Genomic DNA, 17,666 nt, shown 5'->3' on the forward strand with positions numbered 1-17,666 from the left:
CTTATTCAAAAATTACATTAAATATAATACACTTACATCTACAGCAATATCTACCTTGTGCAGCAAGCCTCAAGATTAATAAAGACTGTCCTGACTGGGAAGCAAAAAATTAAGATATCAAGTAATACCACAACAAAATTTAACAACTGGCATTCTGGAAGTATCTGATTAAAATTATGCCAGTTGAAGCAATTAGCCTTCGTACAGGACTTGAATTACCAGCAGCGAACAGACATTTGTGCAATTCTCTTAACCTCTCACAGGTGCTTTGCGGGCAACATGAACAGCAGAAAGAAACTCAAGTTGCACACTATCTCCAATTTTTTCTAGCTTCTGGCGCAATCCTGCAAATAGTCGCTCTTCCGCTTGTGGCTCTAGTCCCCGATGGGTACTCAAAAGCTTGAGGTAGTCATCAATGCTATAGGTGACTTCACACGCAGTTTGCTCGACAACCAACTCTTGAAAACAATTGGAGTCTAAAATCTCTTGTTCAAAACCCCTCAAAATCTCCGCTTGAACTTCCGCACCTTCGTATCGAACAAAGGAGGGTGCATAAGCTTGATACACTTCCTCTAGAACTTGGTAAACTTCGTATTTCGGTTCTGGGGTCAGATTCCATAGCAAAATAAGAAAACCATTATCGCACATTGCCGATGCTGTCTTGGTATATCTAATCTCTGGCGGTATCCAGTGAAAGGCATTAGCAGATAGAACGGCATTGAACTGTTTTGCTTCTAGTTCCCACTCCTCAAATGAAGTATTGCAAATTGTAACTTTTGGATATCGATCGCAGTTGTGTTGTGCCAAATGACAAAAATCCTGGTTTGGCTCAATACATGTCATTGAAAAACCAAATTGAGCAAAAGCCACCGTCGCATTTCCTGGGCCACAACCAACCTCAAGAATCGATGCATCTGAGTCAAGTTGGGCTAAAGCCACAGACCGATCAATTAGTTCCTTTGGATAGTGCGGTCTTGCATTGTAATAAACATCAGCAACGGGAGAATACCAAGTCTTTCGCTGTTCCAAATCCATAGAAGCTCTGGCATTTATTTCTTGTCTAAAGTCTTGCATAAGCTAGGGCGTGTCAGCGATGAAGTCCAATTTCATTTTAGAACCAGCAAGGGATCTGTCAAAATTTTTATTAATAACCACATATGCAGCCGCTTTCAATATTCGCCCTTCCTAATAATCTAAATATGATTTTTGAGGTATTTTTATTACCCAAAAAACCACCAACTAAACCACAAGGATTCATGCAAAAAAAAAGTAATTAATTTTGGAGATTATGAATTATAACCACCGAGATTTTATTACCAAATCTGGTAATAAGATTATCGTTGATGAGGAAAGACTCGACATATTCTGGTCAGATACTACCCCAATACCTGAATGGCATCCTACAGTAAATATTCCGACCTATGGGGCGCTCAAAACTCTGGTAGTCGATATTGAGACGGCAGGGATAAACCCAAGAGAAAATCGGATCTATGCAATTGGCTGCATGAGGGAGATAGGAGAGATTGCCATTTTTATGTATCAAGCCGAAAGCAAAATCCTCCTGGAGTTTTTCAAACACCTAGAAGCAAGCAAACCAGAAGTAATTTACACCTACAATGGAACAGAATTTGACCTACCGTTTCTCATTACCCGCTGCGAGTTACATGGCATTCCTCATCCGTTTAGAATTGCATCTAAGAAGCGTACTATCCGAACTGCTCAAGTACGCGGCGAGCCACTGCAAATTCGAGAGGTATTCATCCGCAACTGCCTGCACGTAGATATTTTTATCTGCGTTCTCAGGTGGGATTTTGTTGCCAAGGAACTTACTAACGGGCGATCGCTTAAACAGGTGGTACTGGAAATGGGATTGCGTAAGCAAGCGCGACTGGTTCTACCCTATGAAGAAATTCTCGCATGCTGGAAAGCCGATTCTGGTAGTAGGGGATGGCAGAAAATCAAGGATTACCTTATTTACGACTTGGAAGATACGCAACTCATAGCTAACAGACTTGTACCTTCATACCACTATGAAGCACTGGTTGTACCGGGGATGAACCTCCAGCAGTTAGCCCTCGCTGGTAACGGCACCAAGTGGAAGCAAATATTCTCGCATCACTACCCAGGATACAAACCCAAGCCCGACCGTAAGTATAAATTTCAAGGGGGGATAGCCTACTCTATTCCAGGACTATATAAAAAGGTTGGATACATTGATATCAGTTCTATGTACCCCAAAACCATCTTGTCGAAAGGGATTGTCTCTTGTAAGGATACAAAGCGAATCGGCTTGAGCATCTTGCAATATTTGGTAAATGAGAAATCAAGGTTGGAACAAGTTGCCAGCACCGGAGACATTGTTGCCAAGGAAAAAAGAGAATCTACCAAAGTTTTAGCTAATTCTCAGTTTGGGTTCTTCGGAACATCGGAACTCACCTTCAACGATATGGAAGCAGCCGCCTTGGTAACAGCTTACGGTCGGCGCATCCTACAATTCATGATTGAGGTAATCAATCAAGCTGGTGCAATCCCTGTAGAAGTTGATACTGATGGGGTGTTCTTTACTCACCCCAACCCAGAAAAAGTGTATGCCACACTTCAGTCTGAATTACCCAAAGGAATAACCGTCAAATTAGAGTTTATTGCCAATGCAATGTTTATTCCGCAAAGGGGAACTAAGAACTATCTGTTATGGCTAAAAGATAACTGGATTATCCGCAAAGGTAGTTGGAGAAGCCGTTCTCGCTCAAAACTAGAGAAAGAATTCCCTGTTGAATATCTAACCTACTTAATCCAAAACCAATCCACAGCAGAGGAATATTTCAGAGATGTAAAATCACAGATTTTATCAGGAAAATACCCGATAGAAAAACTCTCCATTACTCGCAAAATTCGTGTTGGGGAAAAAGAACTTCTTAAATTAGGAAAACCTGGTGATGTAGTAATTTACTATTACGGAATCAGAGGTATTACTAATATCAGCACTAATGAGAGCTATTCACGTCAATACTATCTTGACATTATCGAAAAAAGGCGAGAAGAAATCCTCAAAATAGCCGCTCCTGAAATACTAGAAGGGAATGAACGTCAGTTATCTCTTTTCTAAATAAATAAACTTGATATTTAACCTAAGCACTAAAAATAATAAATGTCAAGTCTTTTTTCAATTCATGAATTCTCAATATATTTGTAAATAATGACAAATACTTACAAGCAAATAGACTTTCATTAGAAAAGTATTTTCAGGCATTTATATTAAACAAAAAATAGGTCTTCAAAAATTAAAAAGCAGATTAACAAACACAGTGCCAGTCATTAATTAACTGATTAATTTCGTCAATTCAGTGATGTATTAATGGAGATATTATTCTTAAATTGGAAAAGTAACTAATGAAAAATAAATCCTCATATCGCAAGCCCAGGCTTAATAAAAAACAAAGGGCTTGGGTGAACTCATTCCTCGCATCTCATCCTAATGCCAGAGTTAGAAATATCTATGAATTAGATGGCGATCGCGTAGTTGAAATTGAGTGGTGGGAAAATACAAATCCAATAATATTAGACCCAAAAACCTACATTCAAGGAATTATCAGCTACAAGATACGGGTCAAACTAAGGAAATTTGGCGATGCGAGAAAAACAGCCGAGTTCTCGTACCGGATCACCCCGCCACAAAAACGAAGTGCATCATGGCACTTAACAGGTCAACTCTCTCTAGAACTTCCCCAGTGTTACGAAGTTACAGAACCAAACAACCCAGTTATCGTTAAACCAAAAAGGAGAAATATTAAAACCAAGAAAGTTAAAAAATTTATTCAGCATACTCTTCCTCTATCAGGAATTAGTGCCCAGCTTCATACTATAAATATCGAAGATGGTGGTGTTCCTTTATCCGAACAATAACTATTACTAGAAAGCGTATTGCACCTAAATCTAGATACTGGTAAAGAGACTAAACTTCCAGGAGCTATAGTCAAAATTCTTTCCCATAAAAAAGCTAGTTTAAAGGAATGGGAAACAGCTATTGCGCTATATGAGGTAACTGGTTCTAGTGGAGTAATAGAATATCTCCAACAATTAGATTCTTGGCGGAAATATTTGGGTACTCAACCAGTAGAAAATCCTGCTGATAAAGTCTCAAATCAAAAGTCAGTACAGTCAGTACAAAATTAAGTGTAAGTATTTGCTGATCGCTATATTTTGCTAGCGGCTATATAACAAATACTAAGGATATGAAAAGAGTTAATACTAACTCTTATTTTTTTAAACCACCGCTTACGACTAACGTCTTATAAATAAATGTTTATCTAATCTATCATGACTGTATATCTGTACTACGGCGAAGATAGCTACTTACTCAATCAAAAAATTGATTATTTAGTGAATCAAAATGTTCATGCGGAATGGAGAGCTTTCAATTACGTTAAGCTATCTGGAAATGAGAAAAATATTGCTGCCAAAGTCTTTACTGAGGTTATGACCTTGCCCTTTGGAGAAGGTAATAAAATTATTCATACAGACAGCGACTCTCTAATTGGAAGTTTATCAAATGAAGATAATAACCAAGAACTTGAAAATCACCTTTCCCGAATACCTTCAAGCAACATTCTACTAATTACTGGTAACAAAAAGCCAGATTCGCGCAGGACAGTAGTAAAAACTATCCTAAAATATGCCCAGCAAGAAGAGTTTCCTCTCGTCCCTAGTTGGGATAAAAAGGGGATAGTTAACTTGATAGGAAAGTATGCAGCTGCTCATCAAGTTAAACTCACGCCAGATGTCACTGATTACCTAGCTGAAGCAATTGGTAATAATACTGCACGAGCCGATAGCGAATTTGCTAAACTTGCTGTTTATGCAAGCGAACAAATAATCTCTATTGAGGAAGTAAAACAGCTCGTTGGCAATCAGAATACTGACTACCTAAAGCTTACTATTGCTATGTTAAGAAACCATCCCAGTTTAGCAATAGTGCAGGTATCTAAACTAATAGATAATAATGAACACCCGCTCAAAATAGTAGCAACACTTACCTCTATTTTCCGCACTTGGTTCATAACCAAAGCTGGGGTAGAAACTAAATTATCTGATACTAAGATTGCAGAAATAGCTGAACTGAAAAACCCCAAAAGATTGTATTACCTCAAACAAGAAGTCAAGTTTGTAGGCGTTCAAAAGCTTAAACACAGTCTTACTTTACTTGTACAACTCGAAGCCGAACTCAAAAGCGGAGTTGACAACCTAACCAGTCGAATTGCTGAAATTTCTACGATATGAAAAACAACCCATTTACAGAAATCACCGGACAGCATACCGCCAAACTTCTCCTGACTGAAGCAATCGAACAGAATAAAATTGCTCCTGCATACCTATTTAGCAGTCAAGTTGAAGGAGTGGGGAAAGGAAAAACTGCTTTGGCGATCGCAAATGCGATACTCCCAAGAGAGAGTCGTTCCGCGATCGCAGGAGAAAATAACCATCTAGACATCTTACAAATCAAACCAACCCATCCCGAAAACACCTCCCAGCAGAAAGGTATACCTGCTATTCGAGTAGAACAGGTGCGCGAGGTAATTGAATTTCTATCAACTAGTGCAGTCAAGACCAAGCAAAAGGTAGTGATTATCCACGAAGCAGATATGCTCAACCCTACCGCCGCCAACAAACTTCTCAAGACGCTGGAAGAACCGAAAACTGGAACATTTATCCTGATCTCGTCCTATCCTCAAAAGCTATTACCCACTATCAAGAGTAGGTGTCAAATCATACCTTTCCAAAGGTTAACTGATGAGGAGGTTATCTCTGTTCTGAAAGACCAACAAATCGAGGTAACAGAAAAAATACTAGCTATCAGTTCAGGCAGTCCTGGTCAAGCGATCGCCAACATCACAATGTTAGCTTCCATCTCAAAAGAAATCATAACTCAACTGGAAGTGCCTCCTGACGATATTCTCAACGCACTCAGTTTGAGTAACTCCATCTCAAGCTGGAATCACGAGACACAATTATGGCTGCTTACCTACCTGCAACACAACTGGTGGCAGAAATTAAAAAGCACTCAATTGCTAGCTAAATTCACGCAAGCAAGGAAGCAATTGCTGCATCACGTTACTCCTAGAAGCGTTTGGGATAACCTACTTCTGCCATAGCAAAACCCATCCATTATCAAAAAGCACTGCCAGTTAGAAGTATTTCTAGCTGGCAGTATTTATTTACACATAAGGAATATGAACCAGCAACAAAGCTTATTCGATGTCGAAGAAACCATCCGTAACAGCAAAAGCCAAAAAGCTAGCGAAATTCTTACTCCTAGCACTAGAAAGATACTTCAGTTACTAACCAGCCAAAGGATTAACAAAGTTGTAACAGCCAGTCTACTCGATCTAGCAGGAGCAAGTCATGAAATTGTTCAATACATCGTCGGGCCAATTGTGACTCAGCAGAATGGCTGGCAACAGTCAATTCCGTCCTGGGTAGGAAAAGCGATCGCAGTCGATAGATTAGATACAGCGTTAAAAGAGATAGACAAGGGAGAAGTAGGTAAACTCGCCTCTAGCAGCGAAGTTGTTGCACTTATGATGCCAATTGCTTTTGAAGTGCCGCTTTCATCTGAATGGACGGATGTTTACCTCTGGGCAAGTTATGATGCCCTCCTAAGGCACAGACCTTTTGAGAATTTCAAATACGATAAACTGTGGGAGAAGATCGGTACAACCCCAATTCAGTATGAAAAAATCCGCTCTGATTATGAAACCCTAGCTGCTGATATCCGTTCCCGCATAGTCAAACACGCGGCGAAAGAAGGGTGGGGTAAAAGGTCGTCAAATAAGAACAAACACCCTGTTAAAGCAACTACAACTGAAAGTAATATTCAGATGGAGCAATTATCACTGTTCTCATAACTAATTTTCAGTACTTTTTTCTACACTCTTTTCAAAGTCCTTCCTCTCCTTCTCTGTGAAAGGAGGGAGTTCTTCTTTATAATAAAAATTACCTAATTTCTGACACTGATTGACATAAATTCGTCTTGCTGAATCACTTGCCCTCAAGTCCTGACGTAAAAGTAATTTAAACGATTTTTCACGCTCTTTCAATTCCTTCAATGCTACAAGGATTTCTTGTGATACAGCAGGATTTTCATAAGTAGAAGAAAGTTCCTCACTTGATGAATAAACCTTTAGTTTATTGCCAGCAGGTTGAGTTAGAAGTCGCTGAGTGTTATACGAACGCCACAAACCCAATTTCTCGCGCCGTAATGACTCAATTTCAACTTCACCAACTCGGTCTGGAGTACTGCGCCGCACGTAGACAAAACAACCTTTATCAGCTGCTACAGTCAAATTCACTTTCACGCCATTACCATCAAAATAGAACAAGTCAATTAAGTCGTTCTCTGCATTAACTTCTCCAAGCTTCTCTTTATTCGATAAATCAGGCAACGCTTCTGGATTTAGCGATGGCATAGCATTATTAACATTAGCTGGGGATAATGATGGCGTAGGTGAAGAATTCGATTCTATAGCCGAGACTTTATCTTCTTTTTCTGGAGATGAACATCCAATCAGTAAGAGTAACAATCCTATAAATAAGTATTTATTCATAAGTAAAAATCTATATTTGTAAACCAACAATAAAATATTAGTTATTGCTTCCCACTCAACCGACCTGTTTGATAAAAATCATACAGGCTAGGGAAAGCTTTTTCTAAAAGCCAGTTGCGCCCAACTTCTGATTCAGGAATATTATAAGCAACCATATAAAAACCACTTCTGTAAGCAGCTATACCCAAACAAGCTTGTAAGCTGGATATGGCCCGCGAAGAAGCTGGAATAGCCATCAAATCTTCCAGATGACTGGGATGATAATTTTGTTCTACCAGCAGAAAATAAACCAAAGTATGAACCAACCGGGATAAAACAACTGTTCGGTCTTGCCAACGTTCTAAATGAGACTTGATACAGAAGTAATCAGGTAAATCAGCCGTCTGAGATTCATCAATGAATAAATCACTATGGCTTTCGATAAAACTAGAATCCAGACCTATAAACTGTTTGAGAAAAACAAGCGTTTTCCCCCAACGTTCGTGTCCCTCAGTTTCAGCAGAAAACGCACCTTCTGAATACTGCGAACCGTACTTCTGTTGGAGTTCGGCAACAGCCTCTTGATTGATATCACCCTGCCAATCAGATTCATTAAAAAACTCTTTTAAAATCTCTTGTAAATAGATGGGTGAAAGCTCATTAACATCTGGATATTCATCATCAAAATCGTCTTCATAAGTATCAATAATAAATTTCTCTAACTCGATTTCTAGCTCTTGCTTTTTATTAACTGGCAGTAATGATTTAGCGTCTTCTAACGATAGAGGAAAATCTAAATAAGGATGACCTTTGGCTAAGTAAGAATAACCTAAATATACTAAACTTTCAAGCGCGATAGTCCGGGAAAAATACTCATCTTGTGGATGCACGCATACTCGGTCTAGTTCCTTATCTACTAGCATCATGGTAATTGCTAGTAGGGCAAACCATGACGCATCGTGCAAACAAGTCGGTAAATCAGCAATTAAATCTACTAACTTTAGTTCTAGGATTTCTCCCCAAACGCCTATCCTAGTTGTATTTGAAACATCACAAAAATGCTCTACATCTTCTCCAACAGATGTTTCTCCTAACCAGGTAAGATTTTCTACCCGTAAAGAAGATGAGTAGTCAGAAGTCAGCTGGTTTTGGCTATCCTCGTCGGACTGTATCCACATTAAAGCCAAAAGTATCAGCTTACAAATACTTACTCGCTTCAGGAGAAGATATTCAGGCATAAGTCATTACTTATAATTTTTAGATGCATACCACGCTAATTGCGATACCACCATAGCACAGAGTAACTTGTCGTTCCCTAGTAAAAACCACAACTTTACGATAAACAAGGACAAAAAATAACTCATAAGTATGAATAAAAAAGAATGTGGTTTAAATAAAACAACTCGTCAAAATAATAAATCCTGAAAGAACTAATGCTGACGCAGCAATAAGAGAAATATATAAATCCTCGCGTTATGAACTATATCAACAAAGTCATGCTGGTTGGCAGATGCGGACAAGAACCAGAACTCAAGTATTTCGAGTCTGGCGCAGTTAAGGCTTCAATGTCTATTGCAGTCAGACCACCCTACAGAAGTGAACAAGCCCTTTGGTTTGATTTAGTCGCCTGGGGAAATCAAGCAGAAGTGATTGGAAATTACGTTCGTAAAGGAACCCAAATTGCAATTACTGGCGAATTTGGATTTGATCGTTGGGCAGATAAAAATTCTGGCACTATGCGGCAAAAACCCGTAATTACAATCAACGCTATTGAATTGTTAGGTTCACCCCGTAAGGAAGAATCTACATCCACTTCTGCACCAAATGAAACACAGGCTGTAGCTAACGCAAATTTCTAGGAAATTACAAATCGCCTATGCATTATAAATCGTAGGCGATAAACCATCTAATCAATCTACAAATAAAACGAACATGATTCATAATACTGCAACTATCAATCTTAAGTCAGTGAACACTACCCACGACAAAGAAGGTTCCTTGATTGCCTTTGGGATCGCCGAATTCTACTACCGTTCCAAGGAAGGAGTAGTTGCTGACGAGATGCCATTCCGTTCCAAAGGCGCACCCGCTGTCGTTATTAACGAACAAGGGGAAGGCGTACACGGCACAGCAGAAGGATATCTTGATTTGCTAGTTGATAACAGGGGTGATTACAAAGAAAAGATTGCCACATTCGTAATCAGAAACTTTATGTCAGCACAACCCATCAACGAACTCACCCAGGTTAGTAAAACCCCTCACTCGCCAGAAACTCCCGATTTTGCCAAAGAACTACTCGAAGATAACGTTACTTCGACAGATGAAGATTTAGACCAAGAACCTCCGTTCTAGATCCACTTAACTGAATAAATAATGCTAGTACATACAGACTTACTTGTTGGTACTGGCATTATTTTTTTACAGAAATCCGGAATAAAAATCTACTGTTTGGTAGAATCGCTGACATCAACTTATCTTATATAGTACATAAATACTAAAATACTTACACAAGAGCTAGATTTCAAACTTTTTTGACATAATTACCCCACGGGTTGGGAATTACCGTTGCCAACTTCATCTGACGGTTACAATTCAAAATCAAGACTGAATGTTTCGTCATCAGGATCTTCTGGTTTTGGGTCTGGAGATGGCTGGGGATTCGGCTGAATAAGTTGGTTTGACTCAGTATTAATCGGCGTAAAAGCTACTTTTTGTGTGGCTAATCCAGCCTTTATGAAAACAAAATAGCAATCAATGATAAAGTAAAGCGTTTCCAAGTAACTTTTATCTAGTTTTTGGGATTCTGCAAATATCCGCTCACGGTAGCTATCTTTGATCCGAACTTTTACCGGAGCTAAGTCTTGTTTATCTGTCATTGTTATAACTTTACTTCCCAGATGTGTTTGGTGAATTCTTGCTCGTAATGGTTTTTGCCATTTCTAGAAGCCCAAAAACATTAGCTTCTACCGGATTATCCAGAATTTTGAAACCGTTCTTCTCTAAGAGCTTCTTAAATCCTGGTAACAGACACCCTCCACCAATCGCCCAGATTTCATCCCCTTGGTGCTTGGCATCAAGTGTCAAATTCACCACTTTCTTCAAGTATTTTTCATACCAATCTTTCAAACAAGCACTGTATATATCTTTGATATCGATGTCACGGCTGTACTTGGTATGTCCCATTTCCAGACAAAATCGAATCTTGGATGCATCCCCGATTTTTCCCCCATTTAGATGTTTCATTTTTTGGGAGATATCATCAATGAGAACTTCTACACCGATGGGATAGGCAGTGTGAACTTCTCGTTTCCCCTGGTTGTAACGAGAATACAGAGTCGTACCATTGCCAAAGTCTAAAATTGTTAATTTTTTGGGTAGTTGATGCCCAAACAATGCACCCATACCCTCTAGTACAACTTTCAGCACTTCTACTTTCACGTCTGATTGTTTGCCAGCAAGTATCGGCTGATATTCTCCATTTAGTACTTTTTGTAGTTCTTCAGCCAGACCAACATCATGTAAACTGACGACTAATTTTAAGTGCCAAGCCTTACGGTGTGGAAGATGTGCCAATGCACCGAACAAAGTCAACAACGCATTATTGACTTTGTTTTCATTGTTATCCGTGTTCCGGTCAAAATGATAACCTGTACGGAAAGCTGATTCCCCGACAGTGTAAGCACTACCGTTAAAAACTACCCGTCCGGGTACATCTTCCATCTCGGCATTGGTTATATAGCTGGGAACACGAACAACTTCAAAGCCATCGACTAAAAGTTTTAGGCTTCCGTAACCGTTATCAAAGCCAGCAGGAAAAATTTTTTGCAAGGCGTGAATGTTCGACATAGGGATCAAGTCAATACGTTTTGATTTGTGAAAGTTATCTGTTCAGATTATCTAGGGGAGCAGGAAAGCAGGGGAGAGAAGAATAACTTGCTATGAGTCTTTCCCCAGAACTCTGCCCCTCCCCTCTCTAACCTCAAGAGCTTATCATACCCTTTGGGGGCTAAGTGGGGTACAAAATATCAAACACCTAAATATACCCCATAAAACCCCTATAAAGCCCCTATGTAGGTGTCAAATTCTCATTGAAGTCCTAATCTATTTTTGGGGTACACACAGCCCCCATACAGCACCCATCAGAATTTTTGAAATCTTTTCTATGAACGCAGTAGAAATTAACTTACAAAAAAATAGAGAAGAAGGAATAAAAAACTTTAGTTGTGGATCTAAGCCCACTTAAAAAAATATTTATTCCGAGACGCATAGCGCGAAATACAAAGCGTCCTTGCTTCAATCCCGCGTTTCAAAACGTTGGTTCCCAACACCCTCTAAAATGGTTGACTGTTTGATTTATACTCTACTGTCAATGTTTTTGTTATTAAATTAGCTTCCCGCAAGATGTCTAGCCCTAGCTCTCATACAGCTATAATTTATCTACGAGAAATTGGTCGCTTTCCGAGGCTATTGCCAGAGTAAAAGATTATCTACACAAGACTTGTAAGGTCAATGCAAAACTTGATAAGCAAAACAATTCTCAAGTGCAACGACTAGAGCGGTCCCCAACTAGGGCTGAACTAGCTGCCGAGGTAAATAAAACAGAAGCACAGTTAACCCAAATTCAAAAGCTTGGTCAACTGGCTAAACAAAAAATGATTACCGCCAACCTCCGATTAGTGGTTGCGGTAGCTAAAAAATGTCGCTGGAGTAACCTGGAATTTCTGGATCGATTGAAGAGGAGTCATTCCAAGGTACGCTCTGCTCATGGACAAGGAATGAAAGCTTTACGAGGTGAGCAAGACCAGATTAAAGATTATTTGGTTTCTTGAAAACTTATTTATGTCCAAGGAGAAGGAATCGCTATTGTAGAAAGCACTTCTCCCGTACTCACTCTAATAGCAGTTTGCTCAGAGTTGGGGCATTGAACTTTAACTTGGATGATTGAAGACCGTCCATTATATTCTCCAACTACAGGCTCACCCGTAAACTCACAAAGTATTCCCTCTTGGCAGTGTCAGCACTCAAATATAATTCGGCTCACTGCTTTGTCACAGTCTAGAAATCTCACATTCTGAAACCGTTCGGCTGATAATTCTGGTTTGACTCTACAGGATTCAGGCGAAAGCCGTTTGGGTAGTTTAGATGGGCGCTCGATAGATTACATGGACATCTCCGGTTCAGTGAACTAAGTCGGACGAGATAGTATTAGTCCAACTTTTTCCGAATCTCTTTTGCCTTAGCTTCTAATACAGCCAATAAATCTCTCAGTTGCTCTTGCTGGATATCTTCGATCTTAGTTGCTGAGACATCTCGAATTAGAGAACTAATTTGGTGACTTGGTTTAGGTTTTGTTTCAGGAGCATGTTCAGCAATAGTTTGGGCAACTAGAAAACGAGTTTGAGCGACTGTTAGCCTTTCTTGCAAAACTTGTGATGTAGTATCTTGTCGGATTTTAAGAGCTTTAGTTTCTTCAACTTTTAAATTTTTAGAATTTAGTTTTTGGAGCGATCGGGCATGATTTGCACCAAGTCCCGATTCTCTAATCGCAATTTTTAAGTCTTCTGAAAGCCGTAAACAAGGAAAGACATTTGCATCTACTGATGCTGGATTTTGCTGAAAACGTAGTAATAACAGAAGAATACTTTGTTCTATTTCGTCTAAATTAAATGCTTTAATGCCTTCTGACTGCTCTTTTCTAGTTAAAACAACCAATTCAGTTAATTGGGGCAAAAGTTTTTTTGCGTTTAATCTAGCTATTGCTCTCCTAAGTGCTCTAACTACTTCTTCCTGTTCAAATTCCAAAGCTAACTTAGCCTGTTGAATCAAACCTTCGGCTAAATCTAGCTCATTCAAGCCTTCTCGGTGAAGACTAGTTAATAAAGTGCGTGCATGTAATTCCTCTTCAGAAAGTTCTTTTAGAAGCATCACTGCATCAAGTGTTTCAATTTCTGGCTGTAACTCTTCTGCAACTGATCTCCATCTCCGTTCTCCATCAAAAATGAGATTTCCCGGTAGTAAAATAATCGGCTGTTGTTGCCCTTCCTCTCTAATGGAAACAGCCATACTCCGAATACTATCCGAAGTAAATGTTTGCCTTGCTTGTTTCGGATTGGGTCTGACTTCACTATAGTGAATTTTAAAAATTCCAGATGCTTTCAAATGTTCTCGTAGGTCTTCAATAGTTTGATTGAGGAGTGTACGTTCTTCTTCAGCAAGCTTTCCCTGTGCTTCTTCATCTTTTAATCTTGTAATCTCTGCCTGTAAATCTTCTACTCGTTCTTCAAGCTCAAATATCTGTTGTGAATCAGCAGCAGAAGCAAACATTCCAAGTACACTCGGGTTGTTTAATTTTGTCATCGATTAACCTCTTATTAGCTTAAGTTCGTTAACTAGTGCATCAACAATTGGCAGAAAATCTCCTCTTGCCTCTTTGCCTGGTCTGTAAATTCCCAGAGGTAGCCCTCTACCAGAAGCATTAAGAATATCAGCTGATTCTCGAATTGGGCTAAAATACTGAATTCCCAAATTCTTACAGACTAGGGGAAGTTCCTCAACAATACTTCTATGCGCTCCCCAATCACTTTTCCAACGAGTAGGAACTATACCTAATATTTTCGGAGTCGGTTTCAATCTCAGCCGCTTGCAGTTGAAATAGTACCACTCAATCATCGCCGCAGCACTTTGAGAAGCCTTGTACTCAGGTTGAATGGGAATTAACACGTGGCTAGAAGCTGCAAGAGCAGTCAGTGGTAAAGGCTCCAATGTTGCAGGACAATCGATAATTACAAAATCGTGAGATAAGGGGTAATCACTCAACCGATCTGCAAGAGTATAAGCTCCACGCAGATCCTTTGAAACTTCCCGAATTGTTTCGTGTAATTCTTTTCCGCCTTTACAAACTTGAATTTTGTCAATCTTACCTTGCCAAGCTGTAACTAAAGGCCAGTTCCCATTAAAGTCTGGATGGTAAACATTAGCCATTGTTCCCTGAGTTTTAAATTCTCCTAATCCGCAAAATAATGTCAATGATTCGTTAGGATCGATGTCTAATAGTGCCACTGAATAGCCACGAACACCCAATTCATACGCAAGATTGTATGAAATAGTACTTTTCGCCACTCCTCCAGCGTTTGTCTCAATCGAAAGGGTCAAATTGGCTCGCATAATTTTTTCTCTTTCTTGATTACTATATTTCCAACTCCCAGTCATGAGATAACGTTATATCAGTTTTGGCGAATAATTTTGAGATAATGTTATCTCATTTTTCTGATTTCTCTAACAAGGATTTCTATCAAAATAGATGTTTACTGCAAGTAATCATCTATCTAGCTACACAGATTGCCTAGCCTGGAATTTTACACAAAAAGAAATATACACCGTCAAAGAGGTATTCACTCAACACTTGCTTAATCAAACAGTTACGTGGGAAAGCATTATTGCCTTTGTGCAAGCTGGTTATTAAGTATAAAAACTAACAGCATAATTTTAGTGTCATTTCAACCTTTTAAGCTGTGTCAAGAAGTAGCTATTAATGCGACTTTTTTTAGCTTATTGAGAAGAAAAATCTTTTATTGACGTAATATGATCACCCTGCCAAGAAGATTCTACGCTGAACAACAGTCTTTGTTCAAAGTTTACTCGATTGAAGCGGGATAACAATATTCTCTATCTATCTAACGTCATTACAGAAAGGGGCGCTGCCAACAAGGAAGTATTTTCAATCCCCCTAAAACTAGCTATTCTCACCTAACCATGAGTAATCGGCTCATTCTTGTAGTGGTTATTGAGAAGTTACGTAAAAAGCATCCCAGAAGTGTAGTTGCAGTTCTTGTAACTACACTACTTTTTTCTGAGCTAATCAAACATTCTCGTTCACGGCAATAAAGGTACTAGGTCGCTCACAAGGCGTAAAATTATACTTACGTTTAACTTCTTCATCTGTACTACCTTCAGCGGATTTAGTTAGCAGTACAACCTCAGAGCGGGTATAACCAGTCAACTCATCAAACTGAATAATCATATACTGGTAGAGCGCCCAGACATCCGCCATCCGATTGCCAATACCGGAAGATATCTCGTCAGGTATAAAAATATTACCGTGCCAAGATACCTTAATTCCCTCTTTATGGAAACAAGTGTCTATTTCTGGACGAATGTAATCCGCAGTCCCTCCGCAAAACACCAGTTCTTCAATATCCTCATCCATCTTCGAGCGCAACCATCTGACGATCGCACGCCAATATTCATTTCTAGCAAGCAATAAAGCCTTAGACATCAATTCGCCATCAAGTTGAATTTCATCACCTTTGCGCTTGCGTGAGAATTTCTGCATCACCTGGGAGTCACAACTAACTCCAGCTTCTACCAATACCTCGATAATATTGGGATTATCAGGGCTTAGTCCCGATGTCTTGGAAGTAAAATTATTCACCAGCCAAGACATACCAAAATTGCTGGTTATTCCCGCACCAATTGAACCACTCCGAAAGGTGAAAATACTTGCGTTGCGATAACCAAGCATTACATACATAGAAGCAGGCATATTATTGCCAAGCGATCGCCTACGGTGAAAAAATATCCCACTACCCTCAGAAGCTGCATCATAACGAAGCATTTTTACCCGCATCTTACCTGCTGGTGTATCAAATCCTCGAAACGCATCCTTCAACCGAACTTGTAACTGTTCTTTGTCTTGCACTTCACCGGGCGGTAGCAGAATGCTCAAGTAAGCTGCAACATCATTACCCAGGTTCAACTTCTTCTTAGCCAGCCAAAATGCACCACAAATTTTAGGGACTGCTAGTTCGTACTTTAGCTCCTTCAGCTGCGATATACCCCCAAATCGACGACGGGCGAGCTCTCCCAAGGCGAAATATTCATCACCTATTCCTACCCAAGTACGAGATTCAGGATTACCTTCTTGTTGAATGCTCTCAATCGAAGCTTTAGCAACGTCTGCTACTTCTGAGTCGAAAAGTAAAACAACAGGCTTTCCCTCTGGATACTCTTGAGCGATCGCCTTGGTTTTACTTGCACCCATGTCAATCGTTATTACTACCTTTTTTACGTCTGTTTTCTCCTTAGTTTTGGGCATATCTTTATCTTTTATTACCTTTTACTATCGTTCCCAATTTAACCGAAATGGGAAAAATACTGTGGTATAAAACACTTTCTTTACAGGGTTTAACAGTTTTTTTACATACAAAGTGCGTAGAGAAAAAACTATTATGGCGATGTTCTTCGATGGCGCTACAGTATTCATACCAACTCCATTGAGTAGAGAGTCCACTGCAAACTGCCAGCAACCAAGTTCAAATTGCCAGAGGGCTAATTGAAGTAACTCCATAACACTAATACCAAATCCAAACCATAAATTCTAAGTACATTAAAGTCCTAAAGATTACTTTAATCCACGCTGATCAAAACACCTCCTAAATTAGGACTAAATTACCCCAATCACACCCAAATTCTGTATCAACTAAAAGTTGAATTCTTAAAAAGAATTAGCCTTTTACCTGTGATTCAAACAATGCGATTGTCATTATCAAACCCCGTATTACCTCAACCATCCCCGCAATTACCCCACTAAAAAGTCTCGCAATCGAGCAGTTTTGTGTAATAACAAGGTATGTCAAATGGGGTCAATTACATACTTTGCTGTAAAGTTTTTGATTGCAACCTTTACAGATGAGATACATGAAGTGATTATTGCAAGCGATCGCATCTCTAAAACTAAAATGCGAGCACCTGTGCAATTACGCTATGGCCATCAAAACTGAACCCTTAGCTTCTCGGTTGGGTGCTACTAATTGCGAGTTATGTTGAAGACAAACTGGAGAACCACTTAATTGAGCAGAAGTTGATGCGGTAGAAGCGGTTAATTGAGGAGTTGTTAGGCGTGGGTTATTGATTCAATTTTCTTGACTCTGACAACGCTATTGGAGTGATTTCACCTTATCTTCATCAAGTAAACGCCCTTATTTAACACTGACAATCTTGTTGGCTGGACTTTTCATTGCAGAACTTGACGTGCTCCCAAAGGTTGTACTGTTTAAACCCCTCTAATTTTTGTAGCCTGAAACTCTG

18 protein-coding genes are annotated in these 17,666 nt (G+C 39.5%); 10 read left to right on the forward strand and 8 right to left on the reverse strand.

The annotated features are described in order from the left end of the window. Positions 1-249: 249 nt before the first annotated feature. Positions 250-1,074, reverse strand: coding sequence for a class I SAM-dependent methyltransferase (locus tag FNW02_RS05980; protein ID WP_191756638.1), 825 nt, complete (start codon positions 1,072-1,074; stop codon positions 250-252). A 214-nt stretch (positions 1,075-1,288) separates the two neighbouring features. On the opposite strand from FNW02_RS05980, the gene FNW02_RS05985 reads away from it, so the two are divergent. The 6 genes from FNW02_RS05985 (at position 1,289) to FNW02_RS06005 (ending at position 6,902) form a co-directional block, all read left to right on the forward strand. Continuing rightward, a complete protein-coding gene (locus FNW02_RS05985) occupies positions 1,289-3,106 on the forward strand; it encodes a 3'-5' exonuclease (RefSeq protein ID WP_191756639.1) in 1,818 nt (605 codons plus the stop codon). Between the two features lie 341 nt (positions 3,107-3,447). Continuing rightward, positions 3,448-3,903, forward strand: a complete 456-nt coding sequence (locus FNW02_RS38415; protein ID WP_225225461.1) for a hypothetical protein — start codon at positions 3,448-3,450, stop codon at positions 3,901-3,903. An 18-nt stretch (positions 3,904-3,921) separates the two neighbouring features. Next, entirely contained in the window at positions 3,922-4,173 is a 252-nt protein-coding gene (locus tag FNW02_RS38420) for a hypothetical protein (RefSeq protein ID WP_225225462.1), read from the forward strand. 144 nt (positions 4,174-4,317) lie between these two features. Further along, positions 4,318-5,277 carry a DNA polymerase III subunit delta gene (holA, locus tag FNW02_RS05995; protein ID WP_191756640.1) on the forward strand — a complete coding sequence of 320 codons (960 nt, stop codon included), beginning with the start codon at positions 4,318-4,320 and terminating at the stop codon, positions 5,275-5,277. Beyond that, positions 5,274-6,149, forward strand: a complete 876-nt coding sequence (locus tag FNW02_RS06000) for an AAA family ATPase (protein WP_191756641.1) — start codon at positions 5,274-5,276, stop codon at positions 6,147-6,149. Before holA ends, FNW02_RS06000 begins: the two co-directional genes overlap by 4 nt. Positions 6,150-6,227: 78 nt before the next feature. Next, complete coding sequence (locus FNW02_RS06005; RefSeq protein WP_191756642.1) at positions 6,228-6,902, forward strand: hypothetical protein; 675 nt, start codon at positions 6,228-6,230, stop codon at positions 6,900-6,902. Here the strand turns inward: FNW02_RS06005 and FNW02_RS06010 are convergent, their stop codons facing one another. Further along, positions 6,903-7,601, reverse strand: coding sequence for a hypothetical protein (locus FNW02_RS06010; protein ID WP_191756643.1), 699 nt, complete (start codon positions 7,599-7,601; stop codon positions 6,903-6,905). A 41-nt stretch (positions 7,602-7,642) separates the two neighbouring features. Next, positions 7,643-8,818, reverse strand: coding sequence for a hypothetical protein (locus FNW02_RS06015; RefSeq protein ID WP_191756644.1), 1,176 nt, complete (start codon positions 8,816-8,818; stop codon positions 7,643-7,645). A gap of 237 nt (positions 8,819-9,055) precedes the next feature. Here FNW02_RS06015 and ssb point away from each other — a divergent pair, with 237 nt between their 5' ends. Continuing rightward, the gene (gene ssb / locus FNW02_RS06020) at positions 9,056-9,439 is read left to right on the forward strand and encodes a single-stranded DNA-binding protein (protein WP_191756645.1); all 384 of its coding nucleotides are present in this window, start codon (positions 9,056-9,058) and stop codon (positions 9,437-9,439) included. 73 nt (positions 9,440-9,512) lie between these two features. After that, entirely contained in the window at positions 9,513-9,932 is a 420-nt protein-coding gene (locus tag FNW02_RS06025; protein WP_029631539.1) for a hypothetical protein, read from the forward strand. A gap of 233 nt (positions 9,933-10,165) precedes the next feature. Here the strand turns inward: FNW02_RS06025 and FNW02_RS06030 are convergent, their stop codons facing one another. Then, complete coding sequence (locus FNW02_RS06030) at positions 10,166-10,456, reverse strand: hypothetical protein (protein WP_191756646.1); 291 nt, start codon at positions 10,454-10,456, stop codon at positions 10,166-10,168. A 10-nt stretch (positions 10,457-10,466) separates the two neighbouring features. Further along, the gene (locus FNW02_RS06035; protein WP_191756647.1) at positions 10,467-11,426 is read right to left on the reverse strand and encodes a ParM/StbA family protein; all 960 of its coding nucleotides are present in this window, start codon (positions 11,424-11,426) and stop codon (positions 10,467-10,469) included. 695 nt (positions 11,427-12,121) lie between these two features. Between FNW02_RS06035 and FNW02_RS38425 the strand changes: the two genes are divergently transcribed. Continuing rightward, a complete protein-coding gene (locus tag FNW02_RS38425) occupies positions 12,122-12,409 on the forward strand; it encodes a hypothetical protein (RefSeq protein WP_225225463.1) in 288 nt (95 codons plus the stop codon). Between the two features lie 376 nt (positions 12,410-12,785). Here the strand turns inward: FNW02_RS38425 and FNW02_RS06045 are convergent, their stop codons facing one another. The 3 genes from FNW02_RS06045 to FNW02_RS06060 all read right to left on the reverse strand — a co-directional run bounded on the left by FNW02_RS06045 (position 12,786) and on the right by FNW02_RS06060 (position 16,674). Further along, entirely contained in the window at positions 12,786-13,937 is a 1,152-nt protein-coding gene (locus FNW02_RS06045) for a ParB/RepB/Spo0J family partition protein (protein ID WP_191756649.1), read from the reverse strand. A 3-nt stretch (positions 13,938-13,940) separates the two neighbouring features. Further along, positions 13,941-14,744, reverse strand: coding sequence for a ParA family protein (locus tag FNW02_RS06050; protein ID WP_191756650.1), 804 nt, complete (start codon positions 14,742-14,744; stop codon positions 13,941-13,943). Positions 14,745-15,438: 694 nt separating this feature from the next. Then, the gene (locus FNW02_RS06060) at positions 15,439-16,674 is read right to left on the reverse strand and encodes a ParM/StbA family protein (RefSeq protein WP_191756652.1); all 1,236 of its coding nucleotides are present in this window, start codon (positions 16,672-16,674) and stop codon (positions 15,439-15,441) included. 541 nt (positions 16,675-17,215) lie between these two features. Here FNW02_RS06060 and FNW02_RS06065 point away from each other — a divergent pair. Further along, the gene (locus tag FNW02_RS06065) at positions 17,216-17,359 is read left to right on the forward strand and encodes a hypothetical protein (protein ID WP_191756653.1); all 144 of its coding nucleotides are present in this window, start codon (positions 17,216-17,218) and stop codon (positions 17,357-17,359) included. Positions 17,360-17,666: the final 307 nt, after the last annotated feature.

Origin of the sequence: Komarekiella delphini-convector SJRDD-AB1, from assembly GCF_014831675.1 — a bacterium.
Classification (GTDB): Bacteria; Cyanobacteriota; Cyanobacteriia; order Cyanobacteriales; family Nostocaceae; genus Komarekiella.

Coding starts and splice junctions, on each gene's coding strand:
- holA (WP_191756640.1), top strand. CDS start 4,318: ATGACTGTATATCTGTACTACGGCGAAGATAGCTACTTACTCAATCAA.
- FNW02_RS06000 (WP_191756641.1), top strand. CDS start 5,274: ATGAAAAACAACCCATTTACAGAAATCACCGGACAGCATACCGCCAAA.
- FNW02_RS06065 (WP_191756653.1), top strand. CDS start 17,216: ATGGGGTCAATTACATACTTTGCTGTAAAGTTTTTGATTGCAACCTTT.
- FNW02_RS06035 (WP_191756647.1), bottom strand. CDS start 11,426: ATGTCGAACATTCACGCCTTGCAAAAAATTTTTCCTGCTGGCTTTGAT.
- FNW02_RS06060 (WP_191756652.1), bottom strand. CDS start 16,674: ATGCCCAAAACTAAGGAGAAAACAGACGTAAAAAAGGTAGTAATAACG.
- FNW02_RS06025 (WP_029631539.1), top strand. CDS start 9,513: ATGATTCATAATACTGCAACTATCAATCTTAAGTCAGTGAACACTACC.
- FNW02_RS06030 (WP_191756646.1), bottom strand. CDS start 10,456: ATGACAGATAAACAAGACTTAGCTCCGGTAAAAGTTCGGATCAAAGAT.
- ssb (WP_191756645.1), top strand. CDS start 9,056: ATGAACTATATCAACAAAGTCATGCTGGTTGGCAGATGCGGACAAGAA.
- FNW02_RS05985 (WP_191756639.1), top strand. CDS start 1,289: ATGAATTATAACCACCGAGATTTTATTACCAAATCTGGTAATAAGATT.
- FNW02_RS06050 (WP_191756650.1), bottom strand. CDS start 14,744: ATGCGAGCCAATTTGACCCTTTCGATTGAGACAAACGCTGGAGGAGTG.
- FNW02_RS06010 (WP_191756643.1), bottom strand. CDS start 7,601: ATGAATAAATACTTATTTATAGGATTGTTACTCTTACTGATTGGATGT.
- FNW02_RS05980 (WP_191756638.1), bottom strand. CDS start 1,074: ATGCAAGACTTTAGACAAGAAATAAATGCCAGAGCTTCTATGGATTTG.
- FNW02_RS06015 (WP_191756644.1), bottom strand. CDS start 8,818: ATGCCTGAATATCTTCTCCTGAAGCGAGTAAGTATTTGTAAGCTGATA.
- FNW02_RS06005 (WP_191756642.1), top strand. CDS start 6,228: ATGAACCAGCAACAAAGCTTATTCGATGTCGAAGAAACCATCCGTAAC.
- FNW02_RS06045 (WP_191756649.1), bottom strand. CDS start 13,937: ATGACAAAATTAAACAACCCGAGTGTACTTGGAATGTTTGCTTCTGCT.